Here is a 17,551-nt window from a genome sequence, read left to right as displayed (position 1 = left end):
CCGGATCTGGCCCCCTGTAACCACAGGGGCCTGATGCACAAAAGGGCCGGTCCATGACTGGACCGACCCTTCTGCAAAACCTGTATCCACCCGCAGGGGCGGAAAAAGCAGGATCAGCGCTTGCTGAACTGGAAGGAACGACGTGCCTTGGCGCGACCGTACTTCTTACGTTCAACAACACGCGAATCGCGCGTCAGGAAGCCTGCAGCCTTCAGGATGCTGCGCAGCGCGGGCTCGTAATGCGTCAGCGCGCGGCTGATGCCATGACGGACCGCACCGGCCTGACCGGACAGACCACCACCGACGACGGTGCAGTACACGTCGAACTGGTTGTAGCGGTCGGCAACCAGGAAAGGCTGCGTGATCAGCATGCGCAGGACCGGACGGGCGAAGTAGGTGCCGACCGGACGGCCATTGACGATGATGTCGCCCTTGCCCGGCTTGATCCACACGCGGGCTACCGCGTCCTTACGGCGACCCGTGGCATAGGAACGGCCCTGGGCATCGCGCTTTGCTTCGTAGACGGGTGCGGCTTCCTGGGAGGAAACAACCTGACCGGACGCAACCGCATCCTTCAGATCGGCCAGCGTGCCTGTACGCTCTTGAGTTTCAGACATATGTTCAGGCCCCGAACTTCTGGGTGTTGACGGCGTTCTTGCGGTTCAGCGATGCAACATCGAGAACCTGCGGCTGCTGCCCGTCATGCGGGTGTTCGCTACCGGCATAGACGTACAGGTGCTTCATCTGCGCACGCTGCAGCGGACCACGGGTGATCATCCGCTCGACCGCCTTGCGCACGACATGACCGGGGTTCTTGCCGGTCAGGCGCTGGGTGATCGTGCGTTCCTTGATCCCGCCGGGATAGCCGGTGTGATAATGGAACAGCTTCTGGTCCACCTTGTTGCCGGTCAGATGAATCTTCTCGGCGTTGATGACGACGATGTTGTCGCCGCAATCAACATGCGGGGTGAACTGGGGCTTGTGCTTGCCGCGCAGGCGCTGGGCGATGATGGCGGCGAGGCGACCGAGAACGAGGCCTTCGGCGTCGATCAGGGTCCAGCCACGCGTCACCTCTGCGGGTTTCAGCGAGAGTGTGGTCTTCATGGATTCAGTGTTCCGTCCAGATAATGTAGCGGTAACGGGTGGCGCGTTATCATCCGTACGCAACGCAAACGTCAAGGACATAATCCCCTCAGGCGGCATTTTTCCGGTAAAAAACGGCATGTGGTATCATGATACCGCAAGCTTTCCCACCCAACCTTCCCCTCAGGCGATTGCCGAACGGGGCCGGAATGCGATAGCACTCCCCAAGGTCATTACGGATGTCAGGCTCGTGAAGAAACTCTATCCCGCCATTCCCCTGCTTGTACTGGTGCTGCTTGTCGGCGGCTGGGGGGTGCACCATTTCGCCCAGCACAGGCTTGAAGCCGGCATTGCCGACTTCCGCGCCTCCCTCGGGCCTGACGCCACGTTCAGCTATGCCACCGCCCGGCCGCGCACGCTGGCGCGCGGCGCGCATTTCACGGCCGTCACCTATCATAACCCGACCCTGACGCTGACGGCAGCCGATGTGCGTCTGGGCGGGCTGACCGGCAATAACGTGCAGGGCGAGAAGATCGGCAGCCTGGTGCTGCGCGATGTCAAGGTCATGACGGCAGACAGCACGATCTCGCTGGATCAGGTGGCGCTGGACAGCCTTGTCCTGCCCAATACCGTGCGCGCCACCGCCAACGTGGCCCGCCCGCTGGGTTTCGATTCCCTTGTTCTGGACCGGGGCACCTTCACCAACCTGCACCTGGCTGTGCCCGGCAGCCAGACCGACATCACGGTTGGCCGCATGGTGGTGGGACAGTACGGGCTTGGCCGGTCGTCCAGCCTCGATCTGGACCGGCTGGCGACCCAGATCAACCTGACGCCGACGCGCCGCATCTCGATCGACCACATCAAACTTGACGGTCCCGATTTCGCCGGTGAGGTCGCAAGCCTGATCCAGTCGGGCCACCTGATCCATGAAAGCCATCCGCAGACGATGGACCTGAAGAAGGTGGAAATCGACAGCACCCACCCCATGCTCCAGATCGATCATGTCACCACATCGCGCTTCTCCACCGAGACGGAGGACAAGATGGACACGACGCTGGGCAACCTGACCGTCTGGTCCACCGGCACGGACAATCCTTCCATCCTCAACGCCTTCGGCTATGACCATTTCACCGGCAACATCCATGCCAGCAGCACCAGCGACCGCAGCGCGGGCCGCCTGCATCTGGAACCGCTGACCATCGATGCGCCGGATATGGGCAAGCTGAGCATGGTGGCCGAACTGGACCAGATCCCCTTTGACGACATGGCCATCATCCCCGAAACCGCCCGCGTCGTCTCCGCCGCGCTGACATGGGATGACAGGTCGCTGGCAGGCCATGTGGTGGCCGGTCTGGCCAAAAGCCGGGGCGTGGATGTGGACAGCTACCGCCAGAACCTGCTGACCGTGCTGAACACGTCCGATGATGCGTCGATGCGCGCCATGGGCCGTTTCCTGCAATCTCCGCTGGACCACCCGCTCCAGATCGCACTGCGCCCGATGAAGCCGGTCAACCTCATGATGCTGGGCGTCGCCCTGTCCATGGCGGGCGACCCGTCAGTCGCAGCCCCGCTGGGCCTGACCATCTCCACACCCTGATGCCCGGCACAGCCCCGATCCATATTATCGGGGCCACCGGCCGTTCCGGTCTGGCGCTCTGTCATGCCCTGACCGCGCAGGGACGTTCCATCGTACCGGTCGTACGCAGCCTGCCCCGCTGGCAGGCAACCGGACTGGCAGCCAGTGCCCGCATCGCCCGTCTGGAGCAAAATCCGGCAGCCCTGCGCGCCGCACTGGCCGACGCCACGTCCATCGTCCTGACGGCCCATGCCAGCCACCTGCCCGCCGTTCTGGCCGCGACTCCCACCAGTGCCCGGATTGTCGCGCTGGGCAGCACGCGCATTTTTACCCGCTGGCCGGACGCCCATGCGCACGGCGTGATGGAAGGGGCGCGGGCCTTCGCCCGCTCGGGTCGTCATGGCGTGCTGCTGCACCCCACCATGATCTATGGCGCGCAGGGGGAAGATAACGTGCAGCGTCTGGCCGCCCTGATGCGCCGCCTTCCCGTCCTGCCGCTGCCCCGTGGGGGCCGTGCGCTGATCCAGCCCATCTGGCAGGGGGATGTGACACGCGCCCTCATCGCGGCACTGGACCGGCAATGGAATGGGCCGCATGAACTGGTGATTGCGGGAGCGGATCAGGTTGCCTACCGCGATTTTACACGTCAGGTCGCGCGCGCGGCGGGACTGCGCCCGCGTGGGGTCATTCCCGTGCCGGGTGCCGTCCTCATGGCGCTGGCGCGGTTACGCCTGCCCGGACTGCCGCGCATCACGCCCGCTGAAATCCGGCGCCTGCTGGAAGACAAGATTTTCGATATCGAACCCATGCGTGCGCAGCTCGGGCTACAGCCCGTCACACTCGCAGCCGGACTGGCCCGGACATTCGGCCAGCAGAGAGCAGATTCATAATTTCAGGGAAAATACAGGTTGGGGCGAACGACGGGGATCGAACCCGCGACAACCGGTACCACAAACCGGCGCTCTACCAACTGAGCTACGTCCGCCACAACTGCGCAGTCATTTAGTAAAACCGCGCAGGCGCGTCAATTACCCTTTTTGAATTTCTGCAACATTTCCTGCACACAGTTTTTCGCGTACCAGCCGCAGGCGCTGCACGGCGGATGCGATCACGCCTGTCTTCTTGCAAAAGGCAAAGCGGACGAAACGATCGGGTATGTCCGTGCCACGCGCGTCATAGAAAGCCGAGACCGGAATGGCCGCGACCCCTACATCACGCACCATCTGGCGGCAGAAGGCGACATCACCGCCGGTAAAGCCCAGCGGCGTGATATCGGCGATAAGGAAATAGCTGCCATCACACGGCAGGACATCGAACCCGGCGCGGCCCAGCCCTTCAGCCAGCCAGTCGCGGGCGGAACGCATGCCTTCGGACAGCCGCTCGAAATAGGCGCTGTCCTTGTCCAGCCCGATGGCCACGGCGCGTTGCAGGTTGGGGGCGACCGTGAAGGTCAGCAACTGGTGCGCCTTGGCCACCAGGGCCGCCAGCGGCGCGGGCGCCGTGACGTAGCCGACCTTCCACCCGGTCATGGAAAAGCTCTTGCCCGCGCTGCCGATGCGGATCGTGCGGTCACGCATGCCCGGCAGCGCCATGAGCGGCTGATGCCGGACGGGGGCGAATGTCAGGTGTTCATACACCTCGTCGCACACTGCATAGGCATCGTAACGGGCGACAAGCCCGGCGATGAACTCAAGTTCCTCACGGGTAAAGACCTTGCCCGTGGGGTTCATCGGGGTATTGAGCAGCACGACCTTGGTGCGGGGCGTGAAGGCTGCGGCCAGTTCCGCGCGCGGCAGGTCCCAGTGCGGCGGGGCAAGGCGCACCGTGCGCACCACCGCCCCCAGCATTTCCAGCACGGGCAGGTAGGTGTCATATAACGGTTCGAACACCACCACCTCATCCCCGCGATTGACCAGCGCCATGAGCGAGGCGGTAATGGCTTCCGTCGCGCCACACGTCACCACGACTTCGCGCAGGGGATCGACCGCGATTCCATAAAATCGCGCATTGGACCGCGCCACCGCATGCTGCAGTTCGGGTATCCCCGCCAGTGGCGGATACTGGTTGCGCCCGTCACGCAGGGCCGCGGCGGCGGCCTCGATCAGGTCCATGGGGCCTTCCGTATCCGGGAAACCCTGCCCCAGATTGATGGCGTCATGTTCCACGGCCAGAGCCGACATGACGGAGAAAATGGTTGTCGGCAGCCCCGAAAGCATGGAGTTCGTCGGTTTCATCGTGGCATCCTGATCGTGCGGGCGTGTGGCTGCGCTGACGCGCTGTTTTTGCCATATCATCCGATTGCCTGAAATCCAAAGCCGTGCAACCCTGTCGCCGCCAAATTACGGCGTACAGACACCGCCCCGAGACGAAAGACCATACAGCGGCATGAACAAGATCGAAGCCATCATCAAGCCCTTCAAGCTCGACGAGGTGAAAGATGCCCTGCATGAAATCGGACTGATGGGCATTACCGTTATCGAAGCCAAGGGCTTCGGGCGGCAGAAGGGCCATACGGAACTGTACCGGGGCGCCGAATACATCATCGACTTCCTGCCCAAGGTGAAGCTGGAAATCGTATGCCCCGACGACATGACCGAACGCGCCATAGAAGCAATCATGACCGCGGCCCGCACGGGGCGTATCGGGGATGGCAAGATATTTGTAACCCCCGTGTCCGACGTGATCCGCATCCGTACGGGTGAACGGGGGGCCGACGCGGTCTGAGACGATGCATCCAGACATGGATACCATGTCTGTAGCCTATCGACAGCGGCCTTACGTTTCCGTAACCATAGCTGCCGCGCCGCATGGAACGGCACACTAAAGTCAGGACAGGTAATTTAACATGGCAAAAAAAGCACAGGCATCTGCCTCGGCCTCCGCGCCGTCGCATTCCGCCGACGCCGTCGCGAAGGTCTTTGAAATCATCAAGGAAAACGCGGTCGAAATGGTTGACCTGCGTTTCACCGATCCGCGTGGCAAGTGGCACCACACCACCCAGTATGTCACCACGATCGAGGAAGACACCTTCCGCGAAGGCTTCATGTTTGACGGTTCGTCCATCGCCGGATGGAAAGCCATCAACGAAAGCGACATGATCCTGCTGCCTGACCCGACAACGGCCGTGATGGACCCGTTCTCCGCCAAGCCGCAGCTCATCCTGATCTGTGACATTGTCGAGCCGTCCACGGGGCAGTTCTACAACCGCGATCCGCGCGCGACCGCCAAGCTGGCCGAGCAGTACCTGCAGTCGACCGGTCTGGGCGATACCGCCTTCTTTGGCCCCGAAGCCGAATTCTTCATCTTCGACAGCGTGCGCTTCGGCACCGGCCCGAACTTCGGCACCTATGAGCTGGACAGCATCGAAGGCCCCGGCGCGTCGCTCAAGGACTATCCCGAAGGCAACATGGGCCACCGTCCCGGCGTCAAGGGCGGCTACTTCCCCGTGGCCCCGGTGGACAGCGAAGGCGACCTGCGCGCCGAAATGCTGACCACGATGGGCGAGATGGGCCTACCCATCGAAAAGCATCACCACGAAGTCGCGCAGTCGCAGCACGAGCTGGGCACGAAGTTCGCGACGCTGGTGAAGTCGGCCGACTTCATGCAGATCTACAAGTACTGCGTGCACAACGTCGCCCATTCCTACGGCAAGACGGCAACCTTCATGCCTAAGCCGATCTATGGCGACAACGGTTCGGGCATGCATGTGCACCAGTCCATCTGGCGCGACGGCAAGCCCACATTCGGCGGCAACGGCTATGCCGACCTGTCGGATGAGGCGCTGTACTACATCGGCGGCATCATCAAGCACGCCAAGGCGCTGAACGCCTTCACCAACCCGTCCACCAACTCCTACAAGCGCCTGATCCCCGGGTTCGAAGCGCCTGTGCTGCTGGCCTATTCCGCGCGTAACCGTTCGGCTTCGTGCCGTATCCCCTACGCCACCAGCCCGAAGGCGAAGCGCGTCGAAGTCCGCTTCCCCGATCCGACGGCGAACCCCTACCTTGCGTTCGCAGCCATGCTGATGGCTGGCCTGGACGGCATCAAGAACAAGATCCACCCCGGCGACGCCATGGACAAGGATCTGTATGACCTGCCCCCCGAAGAGCTGAAGCAGATCCCGACCGTTGCGGGTTCCCTGCGCGAAGCCCTGACGGCGCTGGAAGCCGATCACGAGTTCCTGCTGGCAGGCGGCGTGTTCACCAAGGACCAGATCGAAAGCTACTGTGAAGTGAAGTGGCAGGACGTCTTCAAGTTCGAGCACACCCCGCATCCGGCCGAATTCGAGATGTACTACTCCGTCTGATACCGCTTCCCTTTACGGAAAGCCTTCGGACAGGGGCGTCGGGACCATTCAGGTCCCGGCGCCCTTTTCATATCCGGCCGCTACCATGCGCCGGACATGGCCGGGTCCGGCAAACACACGTTTGCTCGATTCCCGCACCTGCCTGCTGTAGCTGCCGCCCATATCGCCTACACCTGAGCGTTCACATGCGGCATGCTATACCCACAGGAGGACAGACATGACCCAGCACGTTCCCGACACCATGCAGGCCATTACATGCAGCGAACCCGGCGGCCCGGATTCCCTGCGCCTCTCCATCCTGCCGGTTCCCCGTCCCCAGGCGGGGGAAGTGCTGGTGCGGGTCATGGCCGCAGGCATCAACCGCCCTGACATCATGCAGCGTCAGGGGCTGTATCCGCCCCCGCCGGGGGCCAGTCCGCTCATGGGGCTGGAAATTGCCGGGGAAGTCGTGGCCATCGGCCCGGACGTGCCGCCCGGCGTCTTTCCCGCCATGGGCGCGCGCATCTGCGCGCTGGTCAATGGTGGCGGCTATGCGCAGTACTGCACCGTGCCCGTGGGGCAGTGCCTGCCGTGGCCCGCGGGCTTTGACGCCATCCACGCCGCCGCCATACCCGAAACCTTTTTTACCGTCTGGTCCAACCTGTTCATGCTGGCCGGGGTCAAGGCGGGGGACAGCGTGCTGGTCCATGGTGGCACCAGCGGGATCGGCACGGCGGCCATCCAGCTTGTGCGGGCAATGGGCGGCACGATCTACGCCACCGCCGGTACGGATGACAAATGCACGCTATGCACCGCACTGGGGGCAAAAGCGGCCATCAATTACCGGACCGGGGATTTTGCCGCGCGCATCAAGGAACTGACGGACGGGCGCGGCGTAGATGTCATACTGGACATGATTGGCGCATCCTATCTGGAGGGTAACCTGCGTTCTCTGGCAATAGACGGGCGGCTGGTCATCATTGCACTTCAGGGCGGCATCAAGGCGGACGGCGTCAACCTTGCCCGCATCATGACCCGCAGGCTGGTCGTGACCGGCAGCACGCTGCGCCCGCGCGATGCCGCCTACAAGGCTGAAATCGCCCGCCAGCTTGAAGAACATGTATGGCCCCTGCTGGCGCGCAGGGCGGTGCGTCCGCTCATCCATGCCACCTTCCCCTTTGCGCGGGTTGCCGATGCCCATAAACTCATGGAAAACGGGTCGCACATGGGCAAGATCATGCTGGATCTCCAGCAGCCATCCACCGTCACGGCAGGATAATAGGAACAGAGTTGGTGCTACTGAACGTTATCGAACGCGGCCCCGAGGAAGCAGGGCATGACAACGCGGCACGGCCGCCCATTGTCCTGCTGCACGGGCTGTTCGGGCGGGCACGCAATCTGGGCTTTTTCCAGCGTCGGCTGGCCATAACCCGCCGCACGCTGGCCGTTGACCTGCGCAACCACGGGGACAGCCCGCATGGCCTGATGGACTACAACACCATGGCCAGCGACCTGCTGGAAACGCTGGGCCACCATAATGCCCTGCCCGCGACGCTGGTTGGTCATTCCATGGGCGGGAAAGTTGCGATGACGCTGGCGCTGACGCGTCCGGGCATGGTGCACAGCCTGCTGGTGGCCGATATTCCGCCCGCCCGCACCGGCCATGGCCAGTTCGGGCTGGGCGAACAGATGCTGCGCGTGCATTTCCCCCCCTTCCTCAACCGCGCGGGGGCGGACAGCCTGCTGCAGCATTACATCGCCAATGCCGATGTGCGCGCGCTGATGCTGCAGAACATACAGCTTGGCGAAAACCCGCACTGGAGCATCGGCCTGCGCGAAATCGTGGACTCGATGCCCAATGTGGAAAGCTGGCCCTATATCCCTGAAGGCTATACCTATCCCGGCCCGACGCTGTTCCTGGCGGGGGGGAATTCGCCCTATATCCGGCCCGAGCATTATGCCATCATGCGCAGGCTGTTTCCGTGCTACCGGCTGGAACTGATCGAACGGGCGGGACACTGGCTGCATGTCGAAAATCCACAGCGATTTGCGCAATTACTGGAAAATTTTACTGAAAAGTATTGAAGCCCCTTCCGTTACACATCCGGTCCTTGACAGACCGGCTCCCTGCGTCAGTTATGCTGATGACATAAATGCTATAACAGGGCAGGCAGGCACGCGGCCCCCACAACAGACCAACATGGCGGAGACCCGTAGCCTTTCATGACGGCGACACTCAGTCCCTCCTCCCGGTGGCGCAATGCCGTGGAGCCCGTACTGATCCCACATGGCCCGCGCGGGAACGACAGCCAGCCGCCCGCGGGTGGACAGGACATGTCTTCCCCGCCCGAACGCGAACGCCTGCTGCCCGGCGGGGTTGTGGCGCAGCCACCCGGCTACCGCAAACTGCGTCCCATGCTGTCGGGCCTGATCCGTCCCGACACGGTGGAAACGCCCGGGCCGGGACGGACCATCGCTGCATCAGGCCTGCTGCACGCGGCACTGCTGGCGGCCATCCTGATCGAATCCGCCCATCACAGCCAGCACGGCTCGCCTGACGCCACGCAGTCCGAACCGCAGGTGGAGATGGTCTTCTCCCCGCCCACCTCCAGCGGATTGCAGGGCCAGTCGTCGCCCGACATGGCGGGGGGACAGAACGCGCAGCATCCGCAGCAGGACCAGCAGCAGCCCACATCGCAGCAGAAAACACCCGACACCCCGCAGAACCCGGAGGATTCGTCCCCCTCCGCCAACACGCCCACGGAGCAGACCCCATCCAGCCCACCGCTAAGCGAGGCGCCATCCGACCTGTCCGTGCCGCAGTCGGAACAGCACGACCAGTTCAATCCCTCCATGCAGACCTCCGGCCATGGCCAGCGCGCGGCACAGCAGGCGCATAACCAGTCCCCCAACGCCTATGCCCCGCTCCATCACCCGATGAACTGGTCGCTTTCGGCATCCCCCCTGCCGCGACGCAGCCAGCATGGGCGCGCGGGCGGGACGGGCGGGCCGATTGACCTGTCGCTTGGCCCTGTGGTCAGCAACGGCAAGATCAATGCCCCCTATTCCTCCAGCACCCAGATCAAGGGGGTCAGCGACGATTATGGCAACGAACTGGACCGCTGGATCCGCAGCCACATGTACTACCCCGAAGAAGCCGCCCGCGCGGGCGAGGAAGGGCCATCGTCGGTGCATGTGGAACTGGACCGCGACGGGCATGTAACCAAGGTGCGGCTGACCGGGCAGTCCGGTTCCTATTATCTGGATGCGGCGACGGTGGGCATGTTCCGCAACGCCCAGCTACCGCCCGTGCCACCAGACATGAAGGGCGATACCTTCCCCATTGACCTGACCATCAATTACATTCTCATCCGTCGCTAGGCGCAGCATACAGCAGGGAGATTTCGCAGCATGGACACAGCCGGATTCCTGCAGAAGGCAGGGCGTGACTTCCGTACCTTCGACAGCGCCGATGCCGCCGTCGCCCATATCACCGCCCTGTACAACCACGCCGCCAGCCTGATCCGGCATGCTTTCTCCACACGCGATACGACGGGTCTGGCGGATGCGGTCTATCCCTACCTTGCCTTCGCACCACAGGCCCCGCTGCCACCCGACGGGCCGCGCCCGCCCTTTGACGTGGTACTGGAACCGGGCTTCTACGGCACCACCCTGACGCGCCCCGCCCTGTTCGCCGATTACTGGCGCGAACAGATCGCAGGGCTGCTGCACCATTATCAGGCCCCGGTAATGGTGGGGCGCTCCCGCCAGCCCATTCCCCTGTCCTATGTGATGGAAGAAGCGGTCACGTCCCTGACGGAATCGGACCTGACATGGATCCAGTCGCACTTCGCGCTGCCGGACCTGCACGTAACCGATGATTCGATCGCCAACTGCGACTACATCCCCCGTCCCGGCGTGCCGCGCCCGCTGGCGCTGTTCACGGCGGCGCGCACGGACTACTCACTGGCGCGCCTGCACCACTATACCGGCACCGCCCCACGTCATTTCCAGCGTTTCATCCTGCTGACCAACTATCAGCGTTATGTCGATGCCTTTCGTGAATATGGCCATGCGCAGGTCGATGGCGGGACGGAATACAACGCCTTCGTGGAACCCGGCGAGATCATCCACACCCGCGACACACCCCATATGGCGACGCATGCGGGCCAGAGCCTGCCGCAGATGCCCGCCTACCACCTGTGCCGCCCGGATGGGGATGGCATCACCCTCATCAACATCGGTGTAGGACCTGCCAACGCCAAAACGATTACCGACCATCTGGCCGTACTGCGCCCGCATTGCTGGCTTATGGTCGGGCACTGCGCGGGCCTGCGCCGGAGCCAGAAGCTGGGTGATTACGTGCTGGCGCACGGTTACCTGCGCGATGACCATGTGCTGGATGACGACCTGCCGCCATGGGTGCCCGTACCCCCCATTGCCGAAGTGCAGGTCGCCCTGCAGGACGTGACCGCGCGCGTCACCGGCCTGCACGATGCGGAAGTCAAGACCCGCCTGCGTACCGGCACGGTCATGACGACGGATAACCGTAACTGGGAACTGCGGCTTAACGCCCTGTTCACCCGCATCAACACGTCCCGCGCCATTGCGGTGGACATGGAATCGGCCACGATCGCCGCCAATGGCTTCCGCTTCCGCGTGCCCTACGGCACGCTGTTATGCGTATCGGACAAACCGCTGCATGGGGAACTGAAGCTGCGCGGCATGGCCAACGCGTTCTACCGCGAACGCGTGCGCCAGCATCTGGTGGTGGGAATCGAAACCATGCAGCAGCTTCGCGCGCAGGGCGTGGACCGACTCCATTCACGCAAGCTGCGCGGGTTTGACGAACCGGCTTTCCGCTAGAAGGAAAGGGGAAGCCGGAGGACCGAAGGCAAGGCGGCTTTCTGCCCCATGCCCCGATCCAGGGCGGGTTTTTCAGAAATCAGGCAATGTCGGGGCCAGATGCCCACCCTGACGCACCGGGGCCATGCGACGGGCCAGGCCGGTCGCATCATCGGTTTCAACCATCATGCCCGCGATGCTGGCTTCCCCTTCGGCAGGTTGCAGGCGCTCACCGGGCATCTTGCGCACGAAACGCGCAATGGCCGCATCCTTGCCCATGCCGATCACACTGTCATAATCGCCGCACATACCCGCATCGGTCTGGAACGCCGTACCACCGTTGAGGATGCGGTGATCCGCCGTAGGCGTGTGGGTATGGGTTCCGATCACAAGCGAGACCCGACCGTCGAGAAAATGGCCCATGGCCCATTTCTCGCTCGTGGCTTCGGCATGCACGTCCACCACGGCGGCCTGTACGGTCACGCCCAGCCGGTGGCGTGACAGGATATCCGTGACCGCCCGGAAGGGATCATCCATTGCATCCATGAACTGACGGCCCATGACACTGGCGACCAGCGCCTTGCGCCCGTCCACCAGTTCCACAACCACGCTCCCCTGCCCCGGCGTGCCGGGGGGGTAATTGGCGGGTCGGATAATGCGCGGTTCGCTGCCGATATGGCCGATCAGGTCACGGCGGTCCCAGCTATGGTTGCCCAGGGTGATGACATCCGCTCCCCCTTCCAGCAGATCCCGGCCAATGGCGGGGGAAAGGCCGAAGCCATGGCTTGCATTTTCGCCATTCACCACCACAAGGTCGAGGGCAAGGTCACGCCGCAGGGTCGGAAGACGGGAAAGAACAGCCTCGCGCCCGACACGGCCCACGATGTCACCCAGAAACAGAATTCTCAAGAAAACAGCCTTTTTTACCGCGCCCGCCTGTCACCACGACACCGGATCAGTTCACGTTCGGTCACGATCGCGGGCAAAGCCACGTCATACAGCCCCGTGGGAATGCATGTCACTTCCTGAAAGGACAGTCCGAACCCCATGGCGCGCGCACGCGGCAGCGCGGCCAGCGTACGATCGTAATACCCACCGCCATATCCCAGCCGCATGCCCCGCCTGTCAAACGCCAGCAGCGGCACGCACACCACATCGGGCTGCACCGGCGGCCCTTCGGGGTGGCAGGTGCCATGATGGCCCGGCTGCATGACGCAGTCCGGCTGCCACAGGCGGAAGGTAAGCGGACGACGTTTCGCGGTAACTTCTGGCAGGGCGATGCACAGGCCATCGGCATGAAGGGCCTGCATCACGGGGCGCAGGTCGCTTTCACCGGGCAGCGGCCAGACCAGGGCGATGCAGTCCCCCGCCCCGGCCATGCCACGCAGGGTACGCACCATGCGCCGGTGCAGGCTGTATTCAGCCGCTTCCCGGTCGGGGCTGGAAAAGAATGTGCGCCTGCGCGCGGACATGACGCCACGCAGGGCCTGCTTGGCGTGCGTGACAGGCCAGGATTCAGGAGAAGTCATGAAACCATAATACGGAGCCACCGTGGCCGTTGGTCGGATCAGCCCTCCCGGACCTGCTGACGCAGGTGGGCGCCAGGTAACGTGACCACGATCACGACAGTGCCAGCTCCCTAGGAAGTGCTTATCGGCCCAGGGGTTGAATCATGCCTGACGCACCCGGTAGCCCCGCCCTTTCATTCTAGTCCTCTTCCATGGCGGCTGCAATGCTTTCCGCACGCTCGACCAGATGGGCAAGCTGCTCGGTCCGCCGCTCGTTCTCGATTCGCGCCTGCCTGCCCTGTGCAAGCTGGTGGGCGGTATCGGAAGACATCTTTTCCGCCTTCAGATCATGGATCTCATCGGCCATGAGCAGGGCCGCAAGGGCCAGAAGCCGCCCTTCCCCGCTATGACCACCCAGCGCATGGATACGCTCGATCCGGCGTTCGACTTCCTGCGCCATGGCCTGAAGATGCTTCTCCTGCCCTTCCTTGCATCCCACGGGATAGGAAAAGCCGTTGATGCGTACTGTCACCTGCGCCATGCGCTAGCCCTCCCCACCGATCAGTCGGCCTTCATCGCCCAGCACATCGCGCACGCGGGCGATCAGGGCGTCGATATTGGCGGCAAGCGCCTGCAGGTCCGTATCCGGGGCGGACGGACGGGCCACGGATGCCAGTTCGGCACGACGGTCAAGGGCAAAGGCAATGCGGTTCAGCGCCAGTTCAAGGCGGTCGGCCGGGTTCTGGTCATGATGCCGGTTCTGGCCGTTTTCCGCAGGGCCTGTATCAGCAGGCCCGGCATCCGAAGGCGTGTGCGCCATGTCGTGCTCCGGTGGCATGATAATGTCAGACACGTTCATCCTTTCCCGCATTCCTCCCCTTGAACTGATCGCGCGATGGCGTTTCAACGTCAAGCATGATCGACAAACAAGACCATTGTGTGCCCGACCTTCCGCATGTGGTCATTAGCTGCGCGCGGGATCTGGCGCAGGTCATGGCGGTGGTGGCCTCATTACGTGTGGACTGCGCAGTGGTTTCGCCACCGGGGGCGGGGTGTTTCATGGGGGTGCCATGGTGGGCCGCCCTTACGGCTGGCTGCCCCCTGCCTTCCATGCTGGACTGCGGACAGGCCGCGGGCCATGCCGCAGCGGCCCTGCGTGCGGGCATGAAGCATGTGATTGTCAGCGCAACGCCCGCGCAGCAACATGCGCTTGCATCGCTGGCGCAGGCCACGGGCGGGCATGTGCTGTCCCGCCGCCCCGTGGCGCTGGACCTTCCGGCGCGTAACGCATGCGACACGCTGGAACGATACCTGTGCGCCCGTAACCTGACGTGACACGACGCCCATGCGGGGGGTGTTCGCCGCCCGCGCGGTGGCATAGGATCGACCCGACATGACCGATTGCCAGCTTTACCTCATCACGCCCGAATCGCTCGATCCCGTGGCGTTCGCCCCCCTTCTGGCCGAAGCGCTGGATGCCGGCCCTGTTGCCGCCGTCCAGCTTCGCCTGAAAAACGTGACGGACGACGCCATCCGCCATGCCGTGGCGGTGCTCCAGCCCGTGGCGCATGCGCGCAATGTCGCCTTCATCCTCAATGACCGGCCTGATCTGGCCGTTGCCTGCGGCTGTGACGGCGCGCATGTGGGTATGGAAGACATGGACGTGGCCGAAGCCCGCCGTGTGCTGGGCGATGACCTGCAACTGGGCGTGTCATGCTATGACAGCCGTGACATGGCCCTGCGCGCGGGTGAGGAAGGGGCTGACTACATAGCCTTTGGCGCGTTCTTCCCTTCACCCTCCAAGGAAACGGAAGTCCGTGCCGATCCGGCCCTGCTGACGTGGTGGAGCAGCATGATCGAACTGCCGGTCGTGGCCATTGGCGGCATAACGCCAGCCAACTGCGCGCCACTGGTGCAGGCGGGGGCGGATTTCCTGTGCGTCATCAGCGCCGTCTGGTCCCATCCCGATGGACCCGGCGCTGGTGTGCGGGCGATGAACGCCGCCATCGACGCCGCCTGAACCGCGACCGCACCCCAAAGGCCGCCATCACCCGCAGTGCGGCGGCATGGCTATGCCCCGTCGCCCATCCACTGCACATCGGCAATACGGGGCGTGCCGGCAGCCAGCATCACCAGCCGGTCAAAGCCCAGCGCGATGCCTGCGCACGGCGGCAGGCTGTCCAGCGCCGCAAGGAAGGCTTCGTCCAGCTTCCAGTCCAGTCCCGCAACGTCGGGATACAGCCCGGCCCGCCGTGCGCGGTCTTGTGCAAAACGCTGGCGCTGTTCGGTGCTGTCGGTCAGTTCCTCGAACGCATTGGCTAGCTCGATTCCGCCTGCATAAAGCTCGAAACGCAGCGCCACGCGCGGGTCTGCCGGGTCCCGGCGGGCAAGGGCGGCCTGACTTGCGGGCCAGTGCGTCAGGAATGTGGGCCGCGTACGACCGATATGCGGTTCGATGCGGGCCATCATCAGGCGGAAGAACAGGTCCTCCCACGTCTCGTCCTTACGTAATGCGCAGCCCGCGGCTGCGGCCAGAGCAGCGGCATCCCCTTCGGTTGCCAGAATATCCACGCCCGCATGACGCAGGAATGCTTCCGCCACGCTCAGCCGTTCAAACGGGGCTGCGATAGCGATGGTATCCGTCCCTACCCCGACACTGGGGGGCAGGACCGCACGCAGCAGGGTTTCCGTCTCGTCCATCAGCGTCGCAAGCGTCGCGCCGGGCCGGTACCATTCCAGCATGGTGAATTCATGCGCATGCAGCCTGCTGCCTTCCGCGTTCCGCCACACGCGCGCAAGCTGGTACACGGGCAGGCCCGTTGCCGCCACGATGCGCTTCATGGCGAATTCGGGGCTGGTATGGAGCCAGAGGGGCTCAACCGTGCCGTCCACCCGCTCGCGTTCCGTGCGGAACACCTTCAGATGCACTTCCTCCCCCGGAGTCGGAACCGCGTAGGGCGTTTCCACTTCCATGTAGCCACGGGCATCGAAAAACGCCCGCACGCCACGCAGCACAAGGTTGCGCCGCACAAGGAAGGGCAGCCGGTCGGCAATGCGGGCCGGATCGGGACGGGAACGGACAGAATCGGGCATGGGACGGGATCTCCGGTTGCAGCGAATACGGCGGCGCAGTACAGCCCCGGCATGACATCCACGGTCAACCCTTCCACACCCCGGCGCACGGACGCCCGCCGCACGCTGCGCAGCGTGGCGGACCTGCTTGATGCGGGTCTGGTCACGCCAGAACAGGCACCGGAACTGAAACAGGTGGCCCGGCAGTATGCCACCGCCATTCCCCCCGCTTTTGCCGCCCTGATCGAGACGCCCGACGACCCGATCGGGCGGCAGGTCATCCCCGATGCCGCCGAATGCCATACCGAAGCGGTGGAAGACCCGGACCCGATCGGTGATGACGCCCTTTCCCCCGTACCGGGCATCGTGCATCGCTATGCCGACCGCGCGCTGCTCAAGCCGCTGCTGGTCTGCCCGCTATACTGCCGCTTCTGCTTCCGCCGCGAACATGTCGGCCCCGGCGGCGGGGTGCTGGACGATGCGGCGCTGGCCCGCGCGCTGGACTGGCTGCGCACGCATACGGACATTCATGAAGTCGTGATGACGGGGGGTGATCCCCTCATGCTCTCGCCACGCCGCATGCGCGCCATCATCGCGGCCCTGGAAACGATGGATCATATCCACACCATCCGCATCCATACCCGCGTGCCGGTGGCGGACCCCGCGCGTCTGGACGACGCCATGGCCGATGCGCTGGACACCACGCGCTCCATGTGGGTGGTGGCGCATATCAATCACGCCCGGGAACTGACACCACAGGCGCGTGCGGCCATCCGCCGGGTGCAGGCCCGCGCCATTCCCGTTCTGGGCCAGTCGGTCCTGCTGCGCGGGGTCAATGACACGCCCGATGCGCTGGAAGCCCTGCTGCGCGCGCAGGTCTCGGCCCGCATCCGCCCGTATTACCTGCACCAGCTTGACCCCGCACCGGGCACCGCGCGTTTCCATGTACCCATCCGCGAGGGGCAGCGCCTGCTGGCTTCCCTGCGCGGGCGGGTCACGGGTATTGCATGGCCAACCTATGTGATCGATATTCCGGGTGGGTACGGCAAGGTACCCATAGCGCCCGACTACCTGCATACCGGGGCGGACGGCTACCTGCGGGTCACGGCACCCGATGGCGCAATCCACCGGCTTGCACGGGAACGGGGCTGAAAAGACAGCGCGCAACCTTGCCCTTCCGCG

19 protein-coding genes, 1 tRNA gene and 1 other RNA gene are annotated in these 17,551 nt (G+C 64.1%); 11 read left to right on the top strand and 10 right to left on the bottom strand.

Going from position 1 to position 17,551, the window contains the following annotated elements; translation table 11 throughout:
- Positions 1-113: 113 nt before the first annotated feature.
- Together rpsI and rplM are read right to left on the bottom strand one after the other, a co-directional pair.
- Positions 114-617, bottom strand: coding sequence for a 30S ribosomal protein S9 (gene rpsI / locus KSAC_RS11150; RefSeq protein WP_102325205.1), 504 nt, complete (start codon positions 615-617; stop codon positions 114-116).
- A 4-nt stretch (positions 618-621) separates the two neighbouring features.
- Entirely contained in the window at positions 622-1,104 is a 483-nt protein-coding gene (rplM, locus tag KSAC_RS11145) for a 50S ribosomal protein L13 (protein WP_110547487.1), read from the bottom strand.
- A gap of 229 nt (positions 1,105-1,333) precedes the next feature.
- On the opposite strand from rplM, the gene KSAC_RS11140 reads away from it, so the two are divergent.
- Together KSAC_RS11140 and KSAC_RS11135 are read left to right on the top strand one after the other, a co-directional pair.
- Positions 1,334-2,680 carry a hypothetical protein gene (locus KSAC_RS11140; protein ID WP_132306247.1) on the top strand — a complete coding sequence of 449 codons (1,347 nt, stop codon included), beginning with the start codon at positions 1,334-1,336 and terminating at the stop codon, positions 2,678-2,680.
- Positions 2,680-3,549: an NAD(P)H-binding protein gene (locus KSAC_RS11135; protein ID WP_132305425.1), complete on the top strand. Its 870-nt coding sequence runs from the start codon at positions 2,680-2,682 to the stop codon at positions 3,547-3,549. The genes KSAC_RS11140 and KSAC_RS11135 overlap by 1 nt, the downstream gene beginning before the upstream one ends.
- A gap of 19 nt (positions 3,550-3,568) precedes the next feature.
- Here the strand turns inward: KSAC_RS11135 and KSAC_RS11130 are convergent.
- Positions 3,569-3,644 (bottom strand) — tRNA-His (locus KSAC_RS11130).
- A 43-nt stretch (positions 3,645-3,687) separates the two neighbouring features.
- The gene (locus tag KSAC_RS11125; protein WP_102325312.1) at positions 3,688-4,893 is read right to left on the bottom strand and encodes an aminotransferase; all 1,206 of its coding nucleotides are present in this window, start codon (positions 4,891-4,893) and stop codon (positions 3,688-3,690) included.
- 151 nt (positions 4,894-5,044) lie between these two features.
- On the opposite strand from KSAC_RS11125, the gene KSAC_RS11120 reads away from it, so the two are divergent.
- The 6 genes from KSAC_RS11120 (at position 5,045) to KSAC_RS11095 (ending at position 11,810) form a co-directional block, all read left to right on the top strand.
- On the top strand, positions 5,045-5,383 hold the full coding sequence (locus tag KSAC_RS11120; RefSeq protein WP_102325202.1) for a P-II family nitrogen regulator: 339 nt from the start codon (positions 5,045-5,047) through the stop codon (positions 5,381-5,383).
- A 121-nt stretch (positions 5,384-5,504) separates the two neighbouring features.
- Complete coding sequence (gene glnA, locus KSAC_RS11115; protein WP_102325201.1) at positions 5,505-6,965, top strand: type I glutamate--ammonia ligase; 1,461 nt, start codon at positions 5,505-5,507, stop codon at positions 6,963-6,965.
- Positions 6,966-7,182: 217 nt separating this feature from the next.
- The gene (locus KSAC_RS11110; protein ID WP_207918684.1) at positions 7,183-8,223 is read left to right on the top strand and encodes an NAD(P)H-quinone oxidoreductase; all 1,041 of its coding nucleotides are present in this window, start codon (positions 7,183-7,185) and stop codon (positions 8,221-8,223) included.
- Positions 8,224-8,237: 14 nt separating this feature from the next.
- On the top strand, positions 8,238-9,029 hold the full coding sequence (locus KSAC_RS11105; RefSeq protein WP_132305423.1) for an alpha/beta fold hydrolase: 792 nt from the start codon (positions 8,238-8,240) through the stop codon (positions 9,027-9,029).
- Between the two features lie 138 nt (positions 9,030-9,167).
- Complete coding sequence (locus KSAC_RS11100; RefSeq protein WP_102325200.1) at positions 9,168-10,325, top strand: energy transducer TonB; 1,158 nt, start codon at positions 9,168-9,170, stop codon at positions 10,323-10,325.
- Between the two features lie 30 nt (positions 10,326-10,355).
- On the top strand, positions 10,356-11,810 hold the full coding sequence (locus KSAC_RS11095) for an AMP nucleosidase (protein ID WP_132305421.1): 1,455 nt from the start codon (positions 10,356-10,358) through the stop codon (positions 11,808-11,810).
- 72 nt (positions 11,811-11,882) lie between these two features.
- Here KSAC_RS11095 and KSAC_RS11090 read toward each other — a convergent pair whose 3' ends face one another.
- From KSAC_RS11090 to KSAC_RS11070, 5 genes are all read right to left on the bottom strand, one after another.
- Positions 11,883-12,698: a TIGR00282 family metallophosphoesterase gene (locus KSAC_RS11090; RefSeq protein ID WP_110547490.1), complete on the bottom strand. Its 816-nt coding sequence runs from the start codon at positions 12,696-12,698 to the stop codon at positions 11,883-11,885.
- A 14-nt stretch (positions 12,699-12,712) separates the two neighbouring features.
- Complete coding sequence (locus tag KSAC_RS11085; protein ID WP_110547491.1) at positions 12,713-13,318, bottom strand: 5-formyltetrahydrofolate cyclo-ligase; 606 nt, start codon at positions 13,316-13,318, stop codon at positions 12,713-12,715.
- Positions 13,319-13,328: 10 nt separating this feature from the next.
- Positions 13,329-13,487, bottom strand: a non-coding RNA gene (gene ssrS / locus KSAC_RS11080) — 6S RNA.
- Between the two features lie 9 nt (positions 13,488-13,496).
- On the bottom strand, positions 13,497-13,838 hold the full coding sequence (locus KSAC_RS11075; RefSeq protein ID WP_102325196.1) for a cell division protein ZapA: 342 nt from the start codon (positions 13,836-13,838) through the stop codon (positions 13,497-13,499).
- 3 nt (positions 13,839-13,841) lie between these two features.
- On the bottom strand, positions 13,842-14,156 hold the full coding sequence (locus tag KSAC_RS11070) for a hypothetical protein (RefSeq protein WP_118962554.1): 315 nt from the start codon (positions 14,154-14,156) through the stop codon (positions 13,842-13,844).
- Between the two features lie 56 nt (positions 14,157-14,212).
- Between KSAC_RS11070 and KSAC_RS11065 the strand changes: the two genes are divergently transcribed.
- Positions 14,213-14,632 carry a hypothetical protein gene (locus KSAC_RS11065; protein WP_243705207.1) on the top strand — a complete coding sequence of 140 codons (420 nt, stop codon included), beginning with the start codon at positions 14,213-14,215 and terminating at the stop codon, positions 14,630-14,632.
- Positions 14,633-14,690: 58 nt separating this feature from the next.
- Positions 14,691-15,317 carry a thiamine phosphate synthase gene (thiE, locus tag KSAC_RS11060; protein ID WP_110547494.1) on the top strand — a complete coding sequence of 209 codons (627 nt, stop codon included), beginning with the start codon at positions 14,691-14,693 and terminating at the stop codon, positions 15,315-15,317.
- Positions 15,318-15,367: 50 nt separating this feature from the next.
- On the opposite strand, the gene epmA is transcribed toward thiE, so the two are convergent.
- Positions 15,368-16,390 (bottom strand): EF-P lysine aminoacylase EpmA, encoded by a 1,023-nt coding sequence (epmA, locus tag KSAC_RS11055; protein ID WP_132305419.1) that lies wholly within the window; start codon positions 16,388-16,390, stop codon positions 15,368-15,370.
- A 51-nt stretch (positions 16,391-16,441) separates the two neighbouring features.
- On the opposite strand from epmA, the gene KSAC_RS11050 reads away from it, so the two are divergent.
- Positions 16,442-17,521, top strand: a complete 1,080-nt coding sequence (locus KSAC_RS11050) for a lysine-2,3-aminomutase-like protein (RefSeq protein ID WP_132305417.1) — start codon at positions 16,442-16,444, stop codon at positions 17,519-17,521.
- Positions 17,522-17,551: the final 30 nt, after the last annotated feature.

The sequence above is a fragment of the Komagataeibacter saccharivorans genome (assembly GCF_004348195.1).
GTDB lineage: Bacteria > Pseudomonadota > Alphaproteobacteria > Acetobacterales > Acetobacteraceae > Komagataeibacter > Komagataeibacter saccharivorans.
This window is presented reverse-complemented; position numbering and strand designations above follow the sequence as displayed.

Excerpts from the sequence above, each read along its gene's own strand:
- KSAC_RS11095 (WP_132305421.1), top strand. The coding sequence starts at position 10,356 with ATGGACACAGCCGGATTCCTGCAGAAGGCAGGGCGTGACTTCCGTACC.
- thiE (WP_110547494.1), top strand. The coding sequence starts at position 14,691 with ATGACCGATTGCCAGCTTTACCTCATCACGCCCGAATCGCTCGATCCC.
- KSAC_RS11075 (WP_102325196.1), bottom strand. The coding sequence starts at position 13,838 with ATGGCGCAGGTGACAGTACGCATCAACGGCTTTTCCTATCCCGTGGGA.
- KSAC_RS11135 (WP_132305425.1), top strand. The coding sequence starts at position 2,680 with ATGCCCGGCACAGCCCCGATCCATATTATCGGGGCCACCGGCCGTTCC.
- epmA (WP_132305419.1), bottom strand. The coding sequence starts at position 16,390 with ATGCCCGATTCTGTCCGTTCCCGTCCCGATCCGGCCCGCATTGCCGAC.
- KSAC_RS11100 (WP_102325200.1), top strand. The coding sequence starts at position 9,168 with ATGACGGCGACACTCAGTCCCTCCTCCCGGTGGCGCAATGCCGTGGAG.
- KSAC_RS11070 (WP_118962554.1), bottom strand. The coding sequence starts at position 14,156 with ATGAACGTGTCTGACATTATCATGCCACCGGAGCACGACATGGCGCAC.
- KSAC_RS11065 (WP_243705207.1), top strand. The coding sequence starts at position 14,213 with ATGATCGACAAACAAGACCATTGTGTGCCCGACCTTCCGCATGTGGTC.
- KSAC_RS11125 (WP_102325312.1), bottom strand. The coding sequence starts at position 4,893 with ATGAAACCGACGAACTCCATGCTTTCGGGGCTGCCGACAACCATTTTC.
- glnA (WP_102325201.1), top strand. The coding sequence starts at position 5,505 with ATGGCAAAAAAAGCACAGGCATCTGCCTCGGCCTCCGCGCCGTCGCAT.
- KSAC_RS11120 (WP_102325202.1), top strand. The coding sequence starts at position 5,045 with ATGAACAAGATCGAAGCCATCATCAAGCCCTTCAAGCTCGACGAGGTG.
- KSAC_RS11110 (WP_207918684.1), top strand. The coding sequence starts at position 7,183 with ATGACCCAGCACGTTCCCGACACCATGCAGGCCATTACATGCAGCGAA.
- rplM (WP_110547487.1), bottom strand. The coding sequence starts at position 1,104 with ATGAAGACCACACTCTCGCTGAAACCCGCAGAGGTGACGCGTGGCTGG.
- KSAC_RS11085 (WP_110547491.1), bottom strand. The coding sequence starts at position 13,318 with ATGACTTCTCCTGAATCCTGGCCTGTCACGCACGCCAAGCAGGCCCTG.
- KSAC_RS11050 (WP_132305417.1), top strand. The coding sequence starts at position 16,442 with ATGACATCCACGGTCAACCCTTCCACACCCCGGCGCACGGACGCCCGC.
- rpsI (WP_102325205.1), bottom strand. The coding sequence starts at position 617 with ATGTCTGAAACTCAAGAGCGTACAGGCACGCTGGCCGATCTGAAGGAT.